This is a genomic window from Paracoccus panacisoli (genome assembly GCF_042435015.1).
Taxonomy (GTDB): domain Bacteria; phylum Pseudomonadota; class Alphaproteobacteria; order Rhodobacterales; family Rhodobacteraceae; genus Paracoccus; species Paracoccus panacisoli.
Genome location: NZ_JBHMQU010000012.1, coordinates 30,603 through 51,732, shown reverse-complemented (window position 1 = coordinate 51,732; position 21,130 = coordinate 30,603). Strand labels below are relative to the sequence as shown.

16 protein-coding genes are annotated in these 21,130 nt (G+C 72.4%); 12 read left to right on the top strand and 4 right to left on the bottom strand.

The genetic code is table 11. From position 1 onward, the window contains the following. Positions 1-102: 102 nt before the first annotated feature. Complete coding sequence (locus tag ACFHYO_RS03335; protein ID WP_394318372.1) at positions 103-1,098, bottom strand: DUF808 domain-containing protein; 996 nt, start codon at positions 1,096-1,098, stop codon at positions 103-105. A gap of 198 nt (positions 1,099-1,296) precedes the next feature. Here ACFHYO_RS03335 and cobS point away from each other — a divergent pair, with 198 nt between their 5' ends. Both cobS and ACFHYO_RS03325 read left to right on the top strand, forming a co-directional pair. Continuing rightward, on the top strand, positions 1,297-2,274 hold the full coding sequence (gene cobS / locus ACFHYO_RS03330; protein ID WP_036709607.1) for a cobaltochelatase subunit CobS: 978 nt from the start codon (positions 1,297-1,299) through the stop codon (positions 2,272-2,274). Between the two features lie 117 nt (positions 2,275-2,391). Beyond that, the gene (locus tag ACFHYO_RS03325; RefSeq protein WP_394318370.1) at positions 2,392-3,174 is read left to right on the top strand and encodes a transglutaminase-like domain-containing protein; all 783 of its coding nucleotides are present in this window, start codon (positions 2,392-2,394) and stop codon (positions 3,172-3,174) included. Here ACFHYO_RS03325 and ACFHYO_RS03320 read toward each other — a convergent pair. Beyond that, positions 3,164-3,703, bottom strand: coding sequence for a hypothetical protein (locus ACFHYO_RS03320; protein WP_394318368.1), 540 nt, complete (start codon positions 3,701-3,703; stop codon positions 3,164-3,166). The genes ACFHYO_RS03325 and ACFHYO_RS03320 overlap by 11 nt on opposite strands. A 162-nt stretch (positions 3,704-3,865) precedes the next feature. Between ACFHYO_RS03320 and cobT the strand changes: the two genes are divergently transcribed. From cobT to ACFHYO_RS03275, 9 genes are all read left to right on the top strand, one after another. Next, entirely contained in the window at positions 3,866-5,728 is a 1,863-nt protein-coding gene (gene cobT, locus ACFHYO_RS03315; protein WP_394318366.1) for a cobaltochelatase subunit CobT, read from the top strand. Positions 5,729-5,766: 38 nt separating this feature from the next. Then, a complete protein-coding gene (locus ACFHYO_RS03310) occupies positions 5,767-6,960 on the top strand; it encodes a patatin-like phospholipase family protein (protein ID WP_394318364.1) in 1,194 nt (397 codons plus the stop codon). A gap of 11 nt (positions 6,961-6,971) precedes the next feature. Further along, the gene (locus tag ACFHYO_RS03305; protein ID WP_394318362.1) at positions 6,972-8,780 is read left to right on the top strand and encodes an aminopeptidase P family protein; all 1,809 of its coding nucleotides are present in this window, start codon (positions 6,972-6,974) and stop codon (positions 8,778-8,780) included. 151 nt (positions 8,781-8,931) lie between these two features. Further along, positions 8,932-10,311: an FAD-binding oxidoreductase gene (locus ACFHYO_RS03300; protein WP_394318360.1), complete on the top strand. Its 1,380-nt coding sequence runs from the start codon at positions 8,932-8,934 to the stop codon at positions 10,309-10,311. Between the two features lie 130 nt (positions 10,312-10,441). After that, positions 10,442-11,269 carry a glycoside hydrolase family 25 protein gene (locus ACFHYO_RS03295; protein ID WP_394318358.1) on the top strand — a complete coding sequence of 276 codons (828 nt, stop codon included), beginning with the start codon at positions 10,442-10,444 and terminating at the stop codon, positions 11,267-11,269. 4 nt (positions 11,270-11,273) lie between these two features. Continuing rightward, a complete protein-coding gene (locus ACFHYO_RS03290; RefSeq protein WP_168783666.1) occupies positions 11,274-11,909 on the top strand; it encodes a CPBP family glutamic-type intramembrane protease in 636 nt (211 codons plus the stop codon). A gap of 122 nt (positions 11,910-12,031) precedes the next feature. Next, positions 12,032-13,810, top strand: coding sequence for an aspartate--tRNA ligase (aspS, locus tag ACFHYO_RS03285; RefSeq protein WP_394318356.1), 1,779 nt, complete (start codon positions 12,032-12,034; stop codon positions 13,808-13,810). A gap of 139 nt (positions 13,811-13,949) precedes the next feature. Then, a complete protein-coding gene (locus tag ACFHYO_RS03280; protein ID WP_394318354.1) occupies positions 13,950-15,317 on the top strand; it encodes a DUF1800 domain-containing protein in 1,368 nt (455 codons plus the stop codon). A 12-nt stretch (positions 15,318-15,329) separates the two neighbouring features. Next, positions 15,330-16,511 carry a DUF1501 domain-containing protein gene (locus ACFHYO_RS03275; protein ID WP_394318352.1) on the top strand — a complete coding sequence of 394 codons (1,182 nt, stop codon included), beginning with the start codon at positions 15,330-15,332 and terminating at the stop codon, positions 16,509-16,511. Between the two features lie 66 nt (positions 16,512-16,577). On the opposite strand, the gene ACFHYO_RS03270 is transcribed toward ACFHYO_RS03275, so the two are convergent. Beyond that, the gene (locus tag ACFHYO_RS03270) at positions 16,578-17,219 is read right to left on the bottom strand and encodes a TerC family protein (protein ID WP_394318350.1); all 642 of its coding nucleotides are present in this window, start codon (positions 17,217-17,219) and stop codon (positions 16,578-16,580) included. A gap of 166 nt (positions 17,220-17,385) precedes the next feature. Beyond that, positions 17,386-17,850, bottom strand: coding sequence for an Lrp/AsnC family transcriptional regulator (locus tag ACFHYO_RS03265; RefSeq protein WP_036701315.1), 465 nt, complete (start codon positions 17,848-17,850; stop codon positions 17,386-17,388). Positions 17,851-17,969: 119 nt separating this feature from the next. Here ACFHYO_RS03265 and putA point away from each other — a divergent pair. Next, a partial coding sequence (putA, locus tag ACFHYO_RS03260; RefSeq protein WP_394318348.1) for a bifunctional proline dehydrogenase/L-glutamate gamma-semialdehyde dehydrogenase PutA occupies positions 17,970-21,130 on the top strand: 3,161 nt, incomplete at its 3' end.

The window sequence follows — 21,130 nt, the reverse complement described above, 5'->3', positions numbered from 1 at the left end:
CCGCGCCGCTGACGGAAACGGCGCGGGCCGACACCGCCCGCACCCCGCTTTCTTTTTACCAATCCGGCCGCGGTCGCGGGCTAAGCCCGCTGCGTGCGGGCCTCAGGCCTTGCCCACCGCCCGCTGCCCGGCGCGCCATAGCGGCGCGATCACCGCGTTCGACAGCGGGATGAGCAGCAGCCCCAACGCCAGCCCGAAGATGCCGTCGATCAGCGCGGTGACGAACCAGCTCACCGCCCCGGCCATCGTCGGCACCGCATGGGCGGCACGCTCGGCCTGCGCGTGGATGAAGTCGTAGGGCGCGTGATAGCCCAGCTCGTGCAGCCCGTGGATGACGATGTTGCCGCCGACCCAGATCATCGCTGCGGTGCCGATCACCGTCAGCACCTTCATGAACCCCGGCATCGCCCGCACGAGCGCCCGCCCGGCCGAGGCCCAGAAGCCCGAGCGGGTCCGCACCAGCGCCACGCCGTAGTCGTCGGCCTTCACGATCAGCGCGACGAAGCCATAGACCCCGACGGTGATGATGACGGCGACGAAGGCCAGCGCCGCGGCCTCCATGGCGAACTTGCCGGGGCCGTGGATGTCCTGCTCGACCACCAGCCGCGAGACCTCGTTGAGCGCGATGGTCATGATCTCGGCCGAGAGGATGAAGTCGGTCTTGATCGCGCCCGCGACCTTCTCCTCCTCCAGATGGGCGGGGTCGCTGGTGTCGATCTCGATCTCGGCGTGGTCGTCGTGGCCGCCCGAGATCGCGTGCCACACCTTCTCGGCGCCTTCGAAGCAGAGATAGGCGCCCCCGACCATCAGCAGCGGCGCGATGGCCCAGGGCGCAAAGGCCGACAGCAGCAGCGCCACCGGCAACAGGATCACCAGCTTGTTGAAGATCGAGCCCTTGGCGATGCGCCAGATGATCGGCACCTCGCGGTCGGCGTCGAAGCCGTGGACGTATTTCGGCGTCACCGCGGCGTCGTCGATCACCGCGCCGGCCGCCTTGGCGGTGGCCTTGGCCGACATCCCCGCGACGTCGTCGACCGAGGCCGCGGCCACCTTGGCGATCCCCGCCACATCGTCCAGAAGCGCGATCAGTCCGCTCATCTCGGTGCTCTCGTCTAAGGTTCAGTCCCCGGTGGTGCCCGTGAACGCCGGACGCGTCAATCGGTTCGCGCGGCCCGGGCCCGCAGCGCCGCAGCGTCCGGCCCCACACGCCGCCGCAGACGGGCGAGGCCCCCGCGGTCCCTTGCACCCCGGGCGCGGATGCTCCATCACGGCTCGACAGGCGAAGGGGACCGAGCGATGGCCGATCTGGATATGCACGCGAAACCGACCGAAGAGATCGACGTCCGTGACGTCTTCGGGATCGACAGCGACATCAAGGTCAGGGGCTTCGCCGAGCGCACTGAGCGCGTGCCGGACCTCGACAGCACCTACAAGTTCGACCCCGACACCACGCTCGCCATCCTCGCGGGGTTTGCCTACAACCGCCGGGTGATGATCCAGGGCTACCACGGCACCGGGAAATCCACCCATATCGAGCAGGTCGCGGCGCGCCTCAACTGGCCCTGCGTGCGCGTCAACCTCGACAGCCACGTGAGCCGCATCGACCTGATCGGCAAGGATGCGATCAAGCTGGTGGACGGCAAGCAGGTCACCGTGTTCCACGAGGGCATCCTGCCCTGGGCGCTTCGGAACCCGACCGCGATCGTCTTCGACGAATACGACGCCGGGCGCGCGGACGTGATGTTCGTGATCCAGCGGGTGCTCGAGGCGGACGGCAAGCTGACGCTGCTCGACCAGAACGAGGTCATCACCCCGAACCCGTATTTCCGCCTGTTCGCCACCGCCAACACGGTGGGCCTGGGCGACACGACTGGCCTTTACCACGGCACCCAGCAGATCAACCAGGGCCAGATGGACCGCTGGAACCTCGTCGCCACGCTGAACTACCTCAGCCACGACGCCGAGACGGCGATCGTCATCGCCAAGGTGCCGCAGTACAACACCGAGAAGGGCCGCAAGATCGTGGCCCAGATGGTGACGCTCGCCGACCTGACGCGCACCGCCTTCATGCAGGGCGACCTCTCGACGGTGATGAGCCCGCGGACGGTGATCTCGTGGGCGCAGAACGCGCGCATCTTCGACAGCGTGGGCTATGCCTTCCGGCTGACCTTCCTGAACAAGTGCGACGAGCTGGAGCGCCAGACGGTGGCCGAGTTCTACCAGCGCCTCTTCGACGAGGAACTGCCCGAAAGCGCGGCAGCCCGCGCCGGCTGAGCGCAGCCGGCACCCACCGCCCCTGATCCGCCGCCACGTCGCGCGCCCCGCCCCCTTGCCGGGGCGCAGGCGCGGCGTAGGGATGGCGGCCACGCCCCAGCCTCAGCAGGACCTGCCATGCGCCTTTCGATCGACGTCGCGCTCGACTACGCGCTGAGCGCGCCCGGCCCCGCCATCCTGTCGATCGAGGCCGCCGGCGCGTTGGGACAAGAGATCGTGCAGGCCCACATCGACCTCGGCCCGCTCGAGCATTTCGCCCGCGTCCCGGGCGAAGAGGGGATCGGCGAGAAGATCGTGGTCCGCGCCGCCGATCACCTGACCTGCAGCTACCACGCCGAGGTCCAGGTCACGCGCCCGCGCCCGGATTTCGCGTCCCTCTCGGACGTGCCCTTCGACCAGCTGCCGGGCGACGCGCTGCGCTATCTGCTGCCCTCGCGCTACTGCCCCTCGGACCGCTTCGTGACCTTCGCGGGCCAGCAGTTCGGCGGGCTGACCGGGGGCGCGCGGGTCGAGGCGATCCGAGACTGGATCGCCGGCCACCTGACCTATGTCAGCGGGTCGAGCACGATCGACACCACCGCCATCGACAGCTTCATCGACCGGCAGGGGGTCTGCCGCGACTACGCCCACCTGATGATCACGCTGTGCCGCGCGGCCCAGGTCCCGGCGCGCATCGCCAGCGTCTTCGCGCCCGGCGTGACGCCACCCGACTTCCACGCGGTGACCGAGGTCTACCTGGACGGCGCCTGGCACCTGATCGACGCGACGGGCATGGCCCACGCCGACCAGATGGCGCTGATCGCGGTCGGCCGCGACGCGCTCGACGTGGCGTTCCTGACCACGATGACCAACGCCACCATGCAGCGCCAGAGCGTCGCGGTCAGCGAGATCAGCGGGTGAAGTCGACCAGCGCGCGGTAAAGCTCGGGCGGCAGCGCCTGCGGATCCGAGATGGTGATCGTCGTCCCGGCCGGCAGCGCCGCCGGATCGTCTGGCAGCCCCGCCGTCCCACGCGCCGCCATGTCCGCGGTCGCCGCAGCCCCCGGCAACGTGCCGTCCGGCCGCGCCGGCGCGATCCCGCCGCCCGGCGCCCTCACCAGCGGTGGCAAGGTCGGCATGGCGGGCATCACCGCCACGCCGCCTTCCCCACGGGCCTGCACCGGTCCCTGCGCCGCCAGCGCCTCGCCCTGCGCCGCCGCCAGACGGGCCTCGAGCTCCGCGTTGCGCTGCGCGTCCAGCGTAGCGAGCTGGGCGTTCACCTGCGCCTGCACGTCGCGCTGCATCTGCGCCGTCACCGCGCCCAGCTGCGCGTTGACTGCCGCGACCCCCTCGGTGAAGCCCCGCTCATACGCCGCCCGGCAGGCGTCCGCCGCCAGCGCCGGCAGCGGCGCAAGGGTGGTGAGCAGAAGGCAGAAAGCGGCGCGGCGCATGGGCGGTCCTCCGGGTCGGGCGTCGCGTCCCAACGTCGCCCGGCGCGGCATCGTTTCTTTCCGGCCCAAATACCCCGGGGTCCGGGGCAGCGCCCCGGTCCGGCGCGTCGCGGCCCGCCGCGCCGTATGGACAGCCGCCCCGGAACGGCCCACAACACCCCCATGAAACCCGCCGACAACCCCGCCGATCCGTTCAAGAAGGCGCTGGCCGAGGCCACCCGCGCGCTGGCCGACGAGCGTGAGCTGAACGTCACCTACACCGCCGACCCCTCGGGCGTCGCGGGCGACACCATGCGCCTGCCGCAGGTCAGCCGCCGGATGACGCGCGAGGAGATCCTGCTCGCCCGCGGCACCGCCGATGCGCTCGCCATGCGGCTGCGCCACCACGACGACGCCACCCACGCCCGCTACGCCCCCGCGGGGCCGATGGCGCGCGAGCTCTACGAGGCGATGGAGACCGCGCGCTGCGAGGCGCTGGGGGCCCGCGACATGCCGGGGGCGCTGTCGAACATCGACGCGCGGCTCGGGGCCGAGGCCGAGCGCAAGGGCTACGGCCAGATCCGCGCCGCCGCCGACGCGCCGCTGGCCGCCGCGGCCGGCTATCTGGTCCGGCAGGCCGCGACGGGGCGGGCTCTGCCCCCTGCCGCCCAGCACGTCGCCGACCTGTGGCGCCCGTTCGTCGAGCAGCAGGCGGGCGGCGCGCTCGCCGACGTCAACGCGGCGCTCGCCGATCAGGCGGCCTTCGCGCGGCTCGCCCGGCGGATGATCGCGGAACTCGGCTACGGCGACCAGCTCGGCGACGACCCCGACGAGCCGCAGCAGGACGAGGCCGACGAGAACGCCGAGCCCGACCCCGAATCGGGCGACAACCAGTCCCGCGAAGAGCAGGAGGGCGAGGACGCCGAGGCCAGCCCCGAGCGCAGCCAGGAGCGGACCGAGGACGAGCGCCAGGCGCAGGTCAGCCTCGACGACCAGTCCGAGGAGGAGCTGGTCGAAGACGCCGAGATGCCGGACAGCGAGATGCCGCCCGAGCTGCCGCCGCCGGTCAGCGAGGCCTCGACCGACTACAAGGTCTTCACCCAGTCCTTCGACGAGGAGATCCGGGCCGAGGATCTGGCCGAGCCGGCCGAGCTCGAGCGGCTGCGCGCCTATCTCGACAAGCAGCTCGAGCCGCTCAAGGGCGCGGTCTCGCGGCTGGCCAACAAGCTGCAGCGCCGCCTGCAGGCGCAGCAGAACCGCAGTTGGGAGTTCGACAAGGAAGAAGGGGTGCTCGACGCCGGCCGCTTGGCCCGCGTGGTGGCGAACCCGACGACGCCGCTCAGCTTCAAGGTCGAGAAGGACACCGAGTTCCGCGACACGGTGGTGACGCTGCTGATCGACAACTCGGGCTCGATGCGCGGCCGGCCGATCTCGATCGCCGCGGTGTGCGCCGACGTGCTGGCCCGCACGCTCGAACGCAGCCAGGTCAAGGTCGAGATCCTCGGCTTCACCACCCGCGCCTGGAAGGGCGGGCAGAGCCGCGAGGCGTGGCTCAAGGCCGGGCGCCCGGCGACGCCGGGGCGGCTCAACGACCTGCGCCACATCATCTACAAATCCGCCGACGCGCCGTGGCGGCGGGTGCGCCCCAACCTCGGGCTGATGATGAAAGAGGGGCTTCTGAAGGAAAACATCGACGGCGAGGCGCTGGAGTGGGCGCACCGCCGGATGGTGCGGCGCACCGAGGCGCGCAAGATCCTGATGGTGATCTCGGACGGGGCGCCGGTCGATGATTCGACGCTGTCGGTGAACCCGGCGATCTACCTTGAAAAGCACCTGCGCGACGTGATCGCGATGGTGGAAAAGCGCCGCCAGGTCGAGCTGATCGCCATCGGCATCGGCCATGACGTGACCCGCTACTACCAGCGCGCGGTGACGATCACCGACGCCGAGCAGCTGGCGGGGGCGATCACCGAACAGCTCGCCGCGCTGTTCGAGAGCGACCCGCGGAAGCGCGCGCGGGCGCTGGCCGGCAGCGCGCGGCGCTGAGGGTGAAGATGGGCATGAGAGGCAGGGGCCGGGACCGGATGACGACAGCGAACCGCGCGGGCCGGGCCGCCCGCACTTTCGTGCTGCTGGCCGCGGCACTCTCGACCGCCGCCTGCGACCTCGGGCCGGTGCGCCACCTGCCCGCGGTGCCCGCATCCGTGACGCTCACGGCCGAGCCGCCCGGCTACGGCCGCATCCGCGCCTATGGCAACGTCATCGGCCCCAGCGACGCGCAGACCGATTCGCTGGGCACGGCGGCGCTGGCGCGGCTGCGCGGCACCGACGCGGTGGACATTCTCGCGCTGTCGGGCGGCGGCGACGGCGGGGCGTTCGGCGCCGGGCTGCTGATCGGCTGGACCCAGCGCGGCGACCGGCCCGAGTTCGACATGGTGACCGGCGTCTCGACCGGGGCGCTGATCGCGCCGCTGGCCTTCCTCGGCCCGCGCTACGACAACGAGCTGAAACGCTCCTACACCCAGACCCGGCGCTCGGACGTGGTGCTGCTGAAACCGCTGCAGGTGCTGACCGGGGCGCCGTCGGTCGGCGACAGCTCGCCCTTGCGCGACCGCATCGCCGCCATCGTCACCCCGGCCATGGTGGACGAGATCGCGGCCGAGCGGCGCAAGGGGCGGATGCTGCTGATCGGGACCACCAACCTCGACGCCCAGCGGCAGGTGATCTGGGACATCGGCCGCATTGCGGCCTCGGGCCAGCCCGACCGGGTCGACCTGATCCGCGCCATCCTGCTCGCCTCGGCCTCGATCCCCGCGGCCTTCCCGCCGGTCGCCATCGACGTCGTCGCCGAAGGCCACCGCTTCCAGGAGATGCATGTGGACGGCGGCGTGACCCGCGGGGTCTTCGCCTATCCGCCCGAGGTCACGCTGCCGCCGCGCCGCGGCCCGCGGCGGATGTGGGTGGTGCGGAACTCGAAGCTTTCGCCCGAGCCCGAGACGGTGGCCCAGAACGCGCTGGCCATCGCCGGGCGCAGCCTCAGCACCATGATCAAGGCGCAGTCGCTGGTCGACATCACCGAGATGGAGCGGCTGGCCCGCCGCGACGGCTTCGACTTCCACGTCACCGCCGTGCCGCCGGCGCTGCGGTTGCCGCAGGGGCTGCCGTTCGATCCGGTCTACATGAACACCGTCTATCGGGCCGGGCTCGCCACCGGGCAATCGCGGCACGGCTGGGCCTCGGACCCAGGCCCGCTGCTGGGTCCGGCGGCGTCGAACTGAGGGGGCCGGGCATGGGCTGGCAGAGCTTCGAGTCGGGCGGCGCGCCCGCGGACGCAGCCCCGCGCATCGCCGCGCTGCGGGCGTGGATGGCCCCGCGCGGGATCGATGCGGTGCTGGTGCCGCGCGCCGACGCTCACCAGGGCGAATACGTGGCCGATTGCGACGCGCGGCTGCGCTGGCTGACCGGGTTCTCGGGCAGCGCCGGCTTCGCCATCGTGACCGCCGACCGCGCGGGCGTGTTCATCGACGGCCGCTACCGGGTGCAGGTCCGGGCCGAGACCGATCCCGCGGTGCTGACCCCCGTCAACTGGCCAGAGACCGGCGCCGCCGAGTGGCTGCGCGCGGCGCTGCCCCAAGGCGGGGTGGCCGGGTTCGACCCCTGGCTGCACGGCGTGACCGAGATCGAGGCGCTCACCGCGAAACTCGAGGGGAGCGGCGTCACGCTGACCCGCATCGAAAACCCCGTCGACGCGATCTGGACCGACCGCCCGGCCCCGCCCGTGGGCGCGGCGCGCCTGCACCCCGAGGCGCTGGCCGGGGCCTCGGCCGAGGCGCGGCGGGCGCAGGTGGCAGCTGACCTGAAGGCCGCGGGGCAGGGGGCGGCGGTGCTGACGCTGCCCGACAGCATCTCGTGGCTGCTGAACCTGCGCGGGGCCGACATCCCCCGCAACCCGGTGGTGCAGAGCTTCGCCATCATCGACGACACCGGCGCCGTGCAGCTCTTCGCCGCGCCCGAGAAGTTCACCCCCGAGGTGCGCGCCGCGCTCGGCAATGCCGTCGCCATCGCCCCGCCCGAGGATTTCGCCGCCGCCCTGTCGGCCCTGAAGGGCGCCGTGCGGATCGACCCCGAGAGCGCGCCGGTGGCGGTCGCCGCGGCGCTGACGGCGGCGGGCGCGACGGTGGTGCGGGACCGCGACCCGGTGGCGCTGCCCAAGGCGCGCAAGACCGCGGCCGAGTTGCAGGGGATGCGCGACGCCCATCTCGCCGACGCGGTGGCGATGGTCCGCGTGCTCGCCTGGATCGACGCCCAGACCCCCGGCCGCTTCTCCGAGATCGACGTGGTCCGCGCGCTCGAGGGCTTCCGCCGCGAGGCGGGCGCCACCGACATCAGCTTCGACACGATCAGCGGCGCCGGGCCGAACGGCGCCATCGTGCATTACCGGGTGACCGAGGCCAGCAACCGCACCGTGGCGTCGGGCGAGCTGCTGCTGCTCGATTCGGGCGGGCAGTATCCAATGGGGACCACCGACGTCACCCGCACCATCGCTGTCGGCCCGGCGCCCGAGGCCGCCCGCGACGCCTATACCCGCGTGCTGCAGGGCCTGATCGGCCTGTCGCGGCTGCGCTTCCCGCGCGGCCTCGCCGGGCGCGACATCGAGGCGGTGGCCCGCGCGCCGCTGTGGCAGGCGGGGATGGATTTCGACCACGGCACCGGCCACGGCGTCGGCGCGGCGCTCTGCGTCCACGAGGGGCCGCTCAGGATCTCGCGCCGGTCCGAGCTGCCGCTCGAGCCGGGGATGATCTTCTCGAACGAGCCGGGGTACTACCGCGAGGGCGAGTGGGGCATCCGCCTCGAGAACCTGATCGCGGTCGAGCCCGCGACCGGCCCGGACGGGCGCGACCTGCTGGGGTTCGAGACGCTGACGCTGGTGCCCATCGACCGGCGCCTGATCGAGCCGGGGATGCTGAGCCGGGCCGAGATCGCCTGGCTCGACGCCTATCACGCCCGCGTTGCGGCCGAGGTCGGGCCGCGGCTGCCCCCCGACCTGCGCGGCTGGCTGGCCGCGGCGACGGCGCCGCTGGGCGATCTGACGGTTTGACCGCCTGCCGCCGCGCCTGGGGCGCGGGGCATGGGCATTGGGCCCGGCAAGAAGCCCGATCTGGTATGCCAACCGGGGTTGAGGCTCGGCCCGCGCGGGTGCAAGACTGCGCGCCGTCACCCCCTGCCGCTCGAGCCCGAGGACGCCTGCCATGCCCATCGCCGATCACATCCTCTCGGAACTGCGCGCGGTGCTGGGCGACCGGCTGTCCACCGGCGAATCGGATCGCACGCTGCACGGCGCGTCCGAGACGTTCCACAGCGCGCCGCCGCCCGATGCCGTGGCCTGGCCGCTGACGACCGAAGAGGTGTCCGCCGTCCTCAAAATCTGCAACGCCCACGGCGTGCCGGTGATCGGCTGGGGCACGGGCACCTCGCTCGAGGGGCACGCGCTCGCCGTCCGCGGCGGGCTGGTCCTCGACATGATGCGGATGGACCGGGTGCTCGACATCCGCCCGGCCGACCTGCTGGCCGTGGTCCAGCCCGGCGTCACCCGCGAAGCGCTGAACAAGGAACTGCGCGCCACCGGCCTCATGTTCCCCGTCGATCCCGGCGCCAACGCGAGCCTCGGCGGCATGGCCTCGACCCGCGCGAGCGGCACCACCGCGGTCCGCTATGGCACCATGCGGCAGAACGTGCTCGGGCTCGAGGCGGTGCTCGCCGACGGCACCATCATCCGCACCGGCAGCCGGGCGGCGAAATCCTCGGCCGGGTACGACCTGACCGCGCTGCTCGTCGGGTCCGAGGGCACACTCGGGATCATCACCGAGCTGACGCTGCGCCTGCACGGCCAGCCCGAGGACGTGGCCGCCGCCGTCTGCGCCTTCCCGACGCTCGAGGACGCGGTGACCTGCGTCGCGCAGACCATGCAGATGGGCGTGCCGATGGCGCGGATCGAGTTCATGGACGCGCTCGGGATGCGGGCGGTAAACCTGCACCTCGGCTCGAACTACCCCGAGCAGCCGCATCTGATGGTCGAGTTCAACGGCGCCCCCGAGGCGGTCAAGCGCGACGCGGAGCTCTTCGGCGCCATCGCCGAAGAGCATCACGGCGCGGGCTTCGCCTGGGCCACCAGCCTCGAAGAGCGCAACCGGCTGTGGGCGGCGCGCCATGCCTCCTATTACGCGGCGCTGAAGCTGCGCCCCGGGGCTACCGGGATCAGCACCGACATCTGCGTGCCGATGTCCGAGCTGCCGGCGGCGGTGGCGGCGGCCTCGGCCGACATGCACGCCTCGGGGCTGATCGGGGACGTGGTGGGGCACGTGGGCGACGGCAACTTCCACGTGCTGATGCTGCTCGAGCCCGGCAACCAGGCCGAGATCGCCATTGCCAAGGGCGTGGCCGAGCGGATGGCGCACCGCGCGCTCGCCGTGGGCGGCACGATCAGCGGCGAGCACGGCATCGGGGTCGGCAAGCGGAACCTGATGGAGGCGCAGCACGGCCCCGCCTGGGCCGTGATGGGCACGATCAAGCGGGCGCTCGACCCCAACAACATCATGAACCCGGGCAAGATGGTGCCCGACATGAACTGACCCCGCGCGGCCGCTGACGGTTTCGTGAACGGCCCCGCCTGACCGCCGCCGCCGGGTCCGCTTGGCGTTTGCCGCGGGGCTGTGGAATAGTCCCGGGCAAAAGAAGAAATACGGGATCGAGGCGGGACGCATGAAACTCTGGATCAAGGCGGTCGCGCTGGCGGCGGTGACGGCGCTGGCAGGCTGCGGGGGCGGCAGCACGCGCCACGTGGTGACGGACGCGAGCATCGGCTCGGGCCAGTCGGTGCAGGGCGGCTTCGTCGGCGGCGCGGTCCCCGCGCTCGGCGACAGCGCGCCGCATGTCTGGACCTCGGGCCACCCCTACAACCACCAGGTCCATGGCGTCGACGTCTCGCGCTATCAGGGCAACGTGGACTGGCACACCGCCCGCCGGGCCGGGATCAGCTTCGCCTTCATCAAGGCGACCGAGGGGGCCGACCACTCGGACCCCGCCTTCCGTACCTACTGGGCCGGCGCTGGCCGGGCCGGCATCCCGCGCGGCGCCTATCACTTCTACTACTTCTGCCGCTCGGGCGCCGAGCAGGCGGCGTGGTTCATCGCCAACGTCCCGCGCGAGCGCGGCGCGCTGCCGCCGGTGCTGGACCTCGAGTGGAACCACCAGTCGCGGACCTGCCGCTTCCGCCCCAGCCCGGCCGAGGTGCACCGCGAGATCAACACCTTCCTGACCATCGTCGGCAATCACTACGGGCAGCGGCCGGTCATCTACACCACCGTCGATTTCTACCACGACAACGCGCTGGGGCAGGTCAGGGCCGAGTTCTGGCTGCGCTCGGTCGCCGATCACCCGTCGCGGATCTATCCCGGCCAGCGCTGGACCTTCTGGCAGTACACCGGCACGGGGACGTCCCCGGGCTTCGGCGGCAACGTCGATCTGAACGCCTTTGCCGGCAGCCGCGCCCAGTGGAACCGCTGGGTGGCCTCCCGGTCGCAGCGCTGATCCCATGCAGCGCGCCGGACGCTGGGCCGAGTTCCTCGTCCTCTTCATCGGCGCGCCGCTGGCCATGGCGCTGTTCCTGCCGCCGCGCGGGCTGTTCCCGGCGCTCTTCGGCTTCACCCTCGCCGGGCTGGCGCTGATCTGGTGGACCGGAGAGTTCGACTGGCGCGAGCTCGTCCGCGGCTGGCGCCGGATCCGCTGGGGCCGCATGGCGCTGTTCGGCCTCGGCGTGGGGCTGACCGGCTACGCGATCATGGTAGCCACCCATCCGGGGTTCGAGATCAACACCTCGCGCGCGTGGCTGCGCTTCGTGCCGTTCATCCTGATCTTCTACCCGCTGCTCTCGGCGCTGCCGCAGGAGCTGATCTTCCGCGCCCTCTACTTCCACCGCTACGCCCCCCTGATGGGCAGCGCGCGCAGCGCCCGGCTGGTGAACGCGGCGGTGTTTTCCTTTGCCCACCTCATGTACTGGTCGGCGGTCGTGGCGGTGATGACCTTCGTGGGCGGGCTGATCTTCGCCCGCCTCTACCAGCAGCGCGGGTTCCCGGCCGCGTGGGTCGCCCACGCCATCGCCGGCAACGTGCTTTTCGTCGTCGGGATGGGGGCGTTCTTCTATTCCGGCAACGTGGTGCGGCCGTTCTGAGCACCGCCGCACCCGCGCTCGTCGGCAAATATCCGGCGCGTCCCGGCCGGCGCCCGGGTCCTGCGGCTTGACACCGCGCGCCCTGCGGCGTTGAAGCGCTGCGGACAACAAAGGACAGCCCGATGAACGCCTACCGCACCCACACCTGCGGCGCCCTGACCGCGGCCGACGCCGGCCAGACCGTCCGCCTGTCGGGCTGGGTCCACCGGGTCCGCGACCACGGCGGCGTGCTGTTCATCGACCTGCGCGACCACTACGGGATGACCCAGGTGATCGCCGACACCGACAGCCCCGCCTTTGCCACGCTGGAAAAGCTGCGCGCCGAGACGGTCATCCGCATCGACGGGCGCGTCAAGCTGCGCGACGCGGCGCTGGTGAACCCCAAGCTGCCCACCGGCGAGATCGAGGTCTACGCCACCGACGTGGCCATCCTCGGCCCGGCCGACGAGCTGCCGCTGCCGGTCTTCGGCGACCAGGACTACCCCGAGGAAACCCGCCTCGCCTATCGCTTCCTCGACCTGCGGCGCGAGTCGCTGCACGCCAACATCATGCTGCGCTCCCGCGTCATCAAGTGGCTGCGCGACGCGATGTGGGACGCGGGCTTCACCGAGTTCCAGACCCCGATCATCACCGCCTCGTCGCCCGAGGGCGCGCGCGACTTCCTCGTGCCCTCGCGGCTGCATCCGGGCAAGTTCTACGCCCTGCCGCAGGCGCCCCAGCAGTTCAAGCAGCTGATCATGGTCGCGGGCTTCGACCGCTACTTCCAGATCGCGCCCTGCTTCCGCGACGAGGACCCGCGCGCCGACCGCTCGCCCACCGACTTCTACCAGCTCGACATCGAGATGTCCTTCGTCGAGCAGAAGGACGTGTTCGCCGCCGTCCAGCCGGTGATCCAGGGCCTGTTCGAGACCTTCGGCGGCGGCCGCCGGGTGGACGCCGACTGGCCGCTGATCCCCTATGTCGAGAGCCTGCGCAAATACGGCACCGACAAGCCGGACCTGCGCAACCCGATCGAGATGCAGGACGTCTCCGAACATTTCCGCGGCTCGGGCTTCGGCATCTTCGCCAAGCTCTTGGAGCAGGACGGCACCGAGGTCCGCGCCATCCCGGCGCCGACTGGCGGCTCGCGCAAGTTCGCCGACCGGATGAACGCCTTCGCGCAGGCGCAGGGGCTGCCCGGTATGGGCTACATCTTCTGGCGCAAGGCCGAGGACGGCTCGACCGAGGCCGCGGGCCCGATCGCCAAGGCGCTCGGGGCCGAGCCGACCGAGGCGATCCGCACCCAGCTTGGCCTGGGCGAGGGCGACGCGGCGTTCTTCCTCGGCGGCAAGCCGGCCGACTTCGAGGCCGTTGCCGGCCGCGCCCGGACCGAGATCGGCCGCGAGCTGGGCCTGATCGACGAGAACCAGTTCAAGTTCGCCTGGATCGTCGACTTCCCGATGTACGAGCGCGGCGACGACGGCAAGATCGACTTCTCGCACAACCCCTTCTCGATGCCGCAGGGCGGGCTCGAGGCGCTCAATGGCGACCCGCTCAAGGTCCACGCCTGGCAGTACGACCTTGCCTGCAACGGCTACGAGCTGATCTCGGGCGGCATCCGCAACCACACGCCGGACATCATGTTCAAGGCCTTCGAGCTGGCCGGCTACGGCCGCGACGAGGTCGAGAAGCGCTTCGGCGGCATGGTCAAGGCGTTCCGCTATGGCGCCCCGCCGCACGGCGGCTGCGCCGCGGGCATCGACCGGATCGTGATGCTGCTCGCCGATGAGAGCAACATCCGCGAGGTCATCATGTTCCCGATGAACCAGCGCGCCGAGGACCTGATGATGGGCGCGCCGAGCGAGCCCACGAACGAGCAACTGCGCGAGTTGCGCCTGCGGGTGCTGCCGAAGGACGCCTGACCGTCCGGCGACCGCGGCCCCGGCTGAGCTGCAGGCGGGTTGCCGCCCGCCGCGCATCAGCTTTGCGTGAGGGCGGGTGCGCGCCCGCCCCGGCCCTGCGATAACGGCAGGGGCGCAGCCCGCGCCCGAGGACGCGCCGATGCGCCCGCCCGACTATCCCGCCCTCGCCGCGATCCGGCTGGGCTTCGGCCTCTCGCCGCGGATGGCCCCGCCTGCGGACCTCGCGGGCATGCTCGCGGGGGTCGCGGACGCCGCCCGCCCGGACGGCTGGACCCGGGCCGAGGCCACCGCCGCGATCATCCGCCTCGACGACGCGCGCAAGGCGCGGGACGCGGGCACGCTCGACCCCGCGGGCTACAAGGCGCTGGCCGATGCGATCGACCAGCAGCGGCTGATCGTGCTGCAACGGCGGATCGCGCGGGCGCTCGACGCGCCCTCGGGGTTCGGCGAGCGGCTCGTGCAGTTCTGGGCCGATCACTTCACCACCGTGCCGCAGAACCCGCCGCAGCACCTGCTGTCCGCCGCGCTGGTCGATGAGGCGATCCGCCCGAACCTCGGCGGGCGCTTGGGCGACATGGTGGTGGCCGCCGTCACCCACCCGATGATGCTCGTCTATCTCAACCAGACGAGCAGCGTCGGGCCGAACTCGCGCGCGGCCATACGGCGGTCGCGCGAGCGGCTGGGGCTGAACGAGAACCTCGCGCGCGAGGTGCTCGAGCTGCACACGCTCGGGGTCGGGGCGCCTTACGCGCAGGGCGACGTGCGGGCGCTGGCCGAGCTTTTCACCGGCCTCAGCTTCAACCCCCGCAACCCGGTGCCCTACCGCCCGCAGATGGCCGAGCCGGGGGTCGAGACGGTGCTGGGCCGCCGCTACGGCGGCGACGACCGCGACGGCCTGGCCGAGATCGCCCGCGCGCTCGGCGACCTCGCCGCCGCGCCGGCCACGGCGGCGCATCTGGCCCGCAAGCTCGCCATCCATTTCGCCGCCGATGACCCGCCCGCGGGGCTGGTCGAGGATCTCGCGGCGACCCTGCGCGGCAGCGGCGGCGATCTGGCGCAGGTCAACGCGGTGCTGGCGGGCCACCCCGACCTTTCCGCGACCTTCCGGGCCAAGGCGCGCCAGCCCTTCGACTTCGTGGTGGCCGGGCTGCGCGCGCTCGGCGTGACGGGGGCCGAGGTGCTCGCGCTGGCGCCGCCCGACGCCAACCGCCTGCTCTGGGCGCCGCTTGCCCGCATGGGCCAGCCCTTCGTCCGCGCCCGCGGCCCCGATGGCTGGCCCGAGGCCGCCGCCGACTGGATCACGCCGCAGACGCTCGCGGCCCGGATCGACTGGGCGCTGAGGGTGCCCGCGCGCTTCGTCGATCCGCTGCCCGACCCCCGCGCGCTGATCGACACCGCCCTCGGCGGCAGCGCGTCCGAGGCGCTGGCCACCGCCGTCCCGCGGGCCGAGACGGTGCGCGAGGGGGTGGCGCTCGTCCTCGCCTCGACCGACTTCAACCGTCGCTGAAAGGGGGACGCCATGCCCACCCGCCGCAGCTTCCTGAGGGCCGCCACGCTCGCCGCCTGTTCGGCGGCGGCGCACCCGTGGCTCAGCACCATCAGCCTTGCCGCCGTGCCGGGCGAGAACCGGCTCGTGGTCATCGTGCTCAGGGGGGCGATGGACGGGCTCGATGTGGTGCAGCCCTACGGCGACCCGGCGCTCAGGGCGCTGCGCCCGGAGCTGTCGGTGGGGCCGGCGGGCGGGGCGCATGACCTCGACGGGTTCTACGCGCTGCACCCGGCGCTGGCCGACCTCATGCCCCTCTGGCAGGCCGGAGAGCTTGGTTTCGCCCATGCCGCGGCCACGCCCTACCGCGACAAGCGCAGCCATTTCGACGGGCAGGACCTGCTCGAGGCGGGGACCGGCAACGACCTGCCCATCGACCAGCAGAAGGGCGGCTGGCTGAACCGCCTGCTGGCCGAGATCCCGGGCGCCACCGCCGAGACCGCCTATTCGGTCGGCACCGAGGAGATGCTGATCCTCTCGGGCCCGGCCCATGCGCTGAGCTGGGCGCCCGAGGCGCGGCTGGCGCTGACCCCGCAGGCGCAGCGGCTTCTGGCCGAGGTCTATCACGACGACCCGCTGTTCCGCGACGCGGCCGCCGATGCGGCGCTGATCGGCGGGGCGGGGGCGATGGCGGGCGAGGGACGCCGGGGCGGCCCGCAGGGCGAGGGCGCGCGGCTCGCCGCCTTTGCCGCCGGGCGGCTCAACGGCGCGACCCGGATCGCGGCTTTCTCGCTCACCGGCTGGGACAGCCACGCCCGGCAGGCGCAGGTCATCACCCGCCCGCTGGGCCAGCTGGCCGAGGCCGTGCTGACCCTGCGCGAGGGGCTTGGCCCGAACTGGTCGCGCACCGCCGTCCTCGCCCTGACCGAGTTCGGCCGCACCGCGCGCGAGAACGGCTCGGGCGGGACCGACCACGGCACCGGGGGCGCGATGCTCTTCGCCGGCGGGGCGGTGCGCGGCGGCCGCGTGCTCGGCGACTGGCCGGGCCTGGGCGAGGGCGCGCTCTACCAGGACCGCGACCTGATGCCCACGCGCGACGTGCGCGCCTATGCCGGCTGGGCGCTGCGCGGGCTCTTCGGCGTCGCGCCGGGGGTGATCGAGGACCGCATCTTCCCCGGCCTCGCGCTCGGCCCGGACCCCGGCCTGCTGCGCTGACCATGAACGAGAAACCCCGGCCGCGGCGGGCGCCGGGCCGGGGTCAGCGGGCAGAGAGGGGAAGCCTCAGATCCAGCCGAGCTGGTGGCTGCCCTCGTATATCATCTTGAGCGCGACGTAGAGGATCACGAGCAGGCCCGCCCATGCGATCCACGGATAGCGGTTGATGACCCGCGCGATCCAGGTCGAGGCCAGCCCCATCAGCGCGATCGAGAGCACCAGCCCGACGATCAGCACCGTCGTGTGCCCGTGCGCCGCCCCCGCCACGGCCAGCACGTTGTCGAGCGACATCGACACGTCGGCGATGACGATCTGCATCGCGGCCTGGGCAAAGGTCTTGCGCGGCGGCGCCTTGCCGGTCGCCGTCACCACATTGTCGCCGTCGCCCGCGATCACCTCTTCCAGATGCTCGGGGTCAGGGTGGCCGGCGCGCAGCTCGCGGAACATCTTGTAGCAGACCCAGAGCAGCAGGACGCCGCCGACCAGCAGCAGGCCCTTGATGGCCAGAAGCTGCGTGGTGATCAGGGCAAAGAAGATCCGCAGCACCGTGGCCGCGATGATGCCGACGAGGATCGCCTTGTTGCGCTGCTCGCGCGGCAGGCCGGCGGCGGCAAGGCCGATGACGATGGCGTTGTCGCCCGCCAGCACCAGGTCGATGGCGATGACCTGCAGCAGCGCCGTGAACCCGGCTGCGGTAAAGATTTCCATGGGCCGTCCCTTCCCGTGCCGCCTCGTGCGCCGTCTGGCCCCCGGGCCGGGCTGCCGTCGGGGCAGGGCCCGCGGCCCGGACCGCACGGCGCGGTCGTCCCTTGCCACCTAGCCCGCAGAGGGGGTGAGGGCAATGGCCGACGGCAGCGCCGCGCGCCGCCGCGGCTCAGCTTGGGGTCCAGCCCTGCTCGACCACCGCCTCCATCGCCACGAAGCTCGAGGTGGCGGCGACATGGGGCAGCGCCGAGATGCGCTCGGCCATCAGCCGGCGGAACTCGATCATGTCGCGCGAGCGGACCTTGAGCAGATAGTCGAAGCCGCCGGCGATCATGTAGCATTCCTCGATCTCGGGGATGGCGCGGACCTCGGCGTTGAACTGCTCGAGCGCCTTCTGCCGGGTGTCCGACAGCCGCACCTGCATGAAGGTGACATGGGTCAGCCCCAGCTTCAGCGGCGACAGCATGGCGCGGTAGCCGGTGATCAGCCCCATCGCCTCGAGCGCGCGGATGCGCTGCGCGACAGGGGTCTTGGACAGCCCGACCTTGCGCGCCAGCTCGCTGATCGGGATCCGCGCGTTCGCCACCAGCTCGCGCAGGATCTTGCGGTTCGCGGCGTCAAGCTGGTCGGTCATGTCAGTCTGGCGCCCCCAATATGGTCCGATCGCCTGTCATCCTCGCCATCTTTGGTCGGATCGTCCAGACGCAACGTCCTATATCCGGGCCTGAACCCCTTTCGCGCGGATGCCCGACCATGAGCCTGCCCGACCTCGACCGCTTCACCACCGACGCCAAGTTCCGCGACGAGGCCGCGCTTCTGGCCGACCTCGCCAAGGCCGCCCCGTCGCCCGAGGCGCGCGCCCGCATCACCGCGCGGACCGAGGACCTCGTCCGCCGCATCCGCGCCGAGGCGAAGCCCTCGCTGATGGAGCATTTCCTGTCGGAATACGGGCTGTCGACCCGCGAGGGCGTGGCGCTGATGTGCCTGGCCGAGGCGATGCTGCGCGTCCCCGACCGCGACACGATCGACGCGCTCATCGAGGACAAGATCGCCCCCTCGGACTGGGGCAAGCATCTGGGCGAGGCATCCTCGAGCCTCGTCAACGCCTCGACCTGGGCGCTGATGCTGACCGGCAAGGTGCTGGACGACGCGCAGGGCGGCATCGCCGGGACGCTGCGCGGCGCGCTCAGGCGGCTGGGCGAGCCGGTGATCCGCGCCGCCGTCACCCGCGCCATGAAGGAGATGGGGCGACAGTTCGTGCTGGGCGAGACCATCGAGGCCGCGCTCGACCGCGCCCGCACGCGCGAGGCGCAGGGCTACAGCTACAGCTACGACATGCTGGGCGAGGCCGCGATGACCGCCGCCGACGCCGCCCGCTACGAGACCGCCTATGCCGACGCCATCGCCGCCATCGCGCGCGCCTGCGACAAGCCGGACGTGGCGCAGAACCCCGGCATCTCGATCAAGCTCTCGGCGCTGCACCCCCGCTACGAGGTCGCGCAGGAGGCGCGGGTGATGGCGGAGCTGGTGCCCGTCGTGCTGCGCCTCGCCCAGGCCGCCAAGGCGGCCGGCATGGGGATGAACATCGACGCCGAGGAGCAGGACCGGCTGGTGCTCTCGCTCAAGGTCATCCGCGCGGTGCTGTCGGACGAAAGCCTCGCCGGCTGGGACGGCTTTGGCGTGGTCGTGCAGGCCTACGGCAAGCGCGCCGGGCTGGTCATCGACTGGCTGCACGCGCTGGCCACGCGGCTTGACCGGCGGATCATGGTCCGGCTGGTCAAGGGCGCCTATTGGGACACCGAGATGAAGCGCGCGCAGGTCGAGGGGCTGCCCGACTTTCCGCTCTTCACCTCGAAGACCGCGACCGACGTGAGCTATCTCGCCAACGCGCGCAAGCTGATCGGCATGGCCGACCGGATCTATCCGCAGTTCGCCACCCACAACGCCCAGACCGTGGCCGCCGTGCTCGAGATGGCGGGCGACATCCGGTTCGAGTTCCAGCGCCTGCACGGCATGGGCGAGCGGCTGCACGACATCGTCCTGCGCGAGACGAAGGGGCGCTGCCGCATCTACGCGCCGGTCGGCGCGCACCGCGACCTGCTCGCCTATCTCGTCCGGCGGCTGCTCGAGAACGGCGCCAACTCGTCCTTCGTCCACCAGATCGTCGACGAGAGCGTGACCCCGGCCGAGATCGCCCGCGACCCCTTCGCGGCGCTCTCCGAGGCGCGGGCGCCCAAGGGCCTCGCGGCCCCGGCGGCGATCTTCGGCGCCGGGCGGGTGAACGCGCGGGGCTTCGATCTCAGCGATGCGGCCACGCTGGCGCGGATCGACGTGGCGCGCGACGTGACGGTGCCCGATGCGGTGCCGCTGACCGTCTCGGCCCCGACCGGCCCGGTGCAGCCGGTGCGCAACCCCGCCACCGGCGCGGCTGTGGCGCAGGTGACCGAGGCCGACGGCGCGACCGTCGCCCGCGCGCTTGCCGATGCCCGCCCGTGGGACGCCCCGCCCGCCGCCCGCGCCGCCGCCCTGCGCCGCGCCGCCGACTTCTACGAGGCGAACTTCGGCCCGATCTTCGCGGCGCTCACCCGCGAGGCGGGCAAGACCCTGCCCGACGCGGTGGGCGAGCTGCGCGAGGCGGTGGATTTCCTGCGCTACTACGCCGCCGAGGGCGAGGGGGTGGACCGCCCGCCCCGCGGGATCATCGCGGCGATCAGCCCGTGGAACTTCCCGCTGGCCATCTTCACCGGCCAGATCGCGGCGGCGCTGATGGCGGGCAATGCGGTGCTGGCCAAGCCCGCCGAGCAGACGCCGCTCGTCGCCGCCATCGCCGTGCGGCTGCTCCACGAGGCCGGCGTGCCGGCTGCGGCGCTGCAACTGCTACCGGGGCAGGGGGGCACGGTCGGGGCGGCGCTGACCTCGGACCCGCGCGTGGCGGGGGTGGTGTTCACCGGCTCGACCGAGACCGCGCAGACCATCGCCCGGGCGATGGCCGCGCATCTTGCCCCCGGTGCACCGCTGATCGCGGAGACCGGCGGGCTCAACGCCATGATCGTCGATTCGACCGCCCTGCCCGAGCAGGCGGTGCGCGACGTGGTCGCCTCGGCCTTCCGCTCGGCCGGGCAGCGCTGCTCGGCGCTGCGCTGCCTCTATGTGCAGGACGACATCGCCGCCCCGCTGACCGAGATGATCGCGGGCGCGATGGACGAGCTGCAGGTCGGCGACCCCGCCCGGCTCGAGACCGACGTGGGCCCGGTGATCGACGCCGAGGCGCAGGAGGGGATCGCGGATTACCTCGCCGGGCGCCGCATCGCCCATCAGGTCGCGGCCCCCGCGGGCGGGCATTTCATCCCGCCGACGCTGATCGAGGTCGGCGGCATCGGCGATCTCGACCGCGAGGTGTTCGGCCCGGTCCTGCACGTCGCGCGCTTCGCCGCCGAGGACCTCGACCGGGTGGTGGACGACATAAATGCCCGCGGCTACGGGCTGACCTTCGGCCTGCACACCCGCATCGACGGCCGCGTGCAGGAGGTGACGGACGCGGTCCACGCCGGCAACCTCTACGTCAACCGCAACCAAATCGGCGCGGTGGTCGGCAGCCAGCCCTTTGGTGGCGAGGGGCTGTCGGGGACCGGCCCCAAGGCGGGCGGGCCGCTCTACCTGCCGCGGTTCTACGCCCCTGCGCCGGGGGCGGCGGCGGGCACGCCGGACGGCCCGGCGGCGCTGGCCGATGTGGCGGCGGCGCTGGCCGCCCCGGGACCGGCGGCGCCGGTCGAGACGCGGCTCATGCCCGGCCCCACGGGCGAGCTGAACCGGCTGAGCCTGACGCCGCGCCCGCCGGTGCTCGGCCTCTCGATGGACCGCCCGCGGCTGATGGGGATCGTCAACGTGACCCCCGACAGCTTCTCGGACGGCGG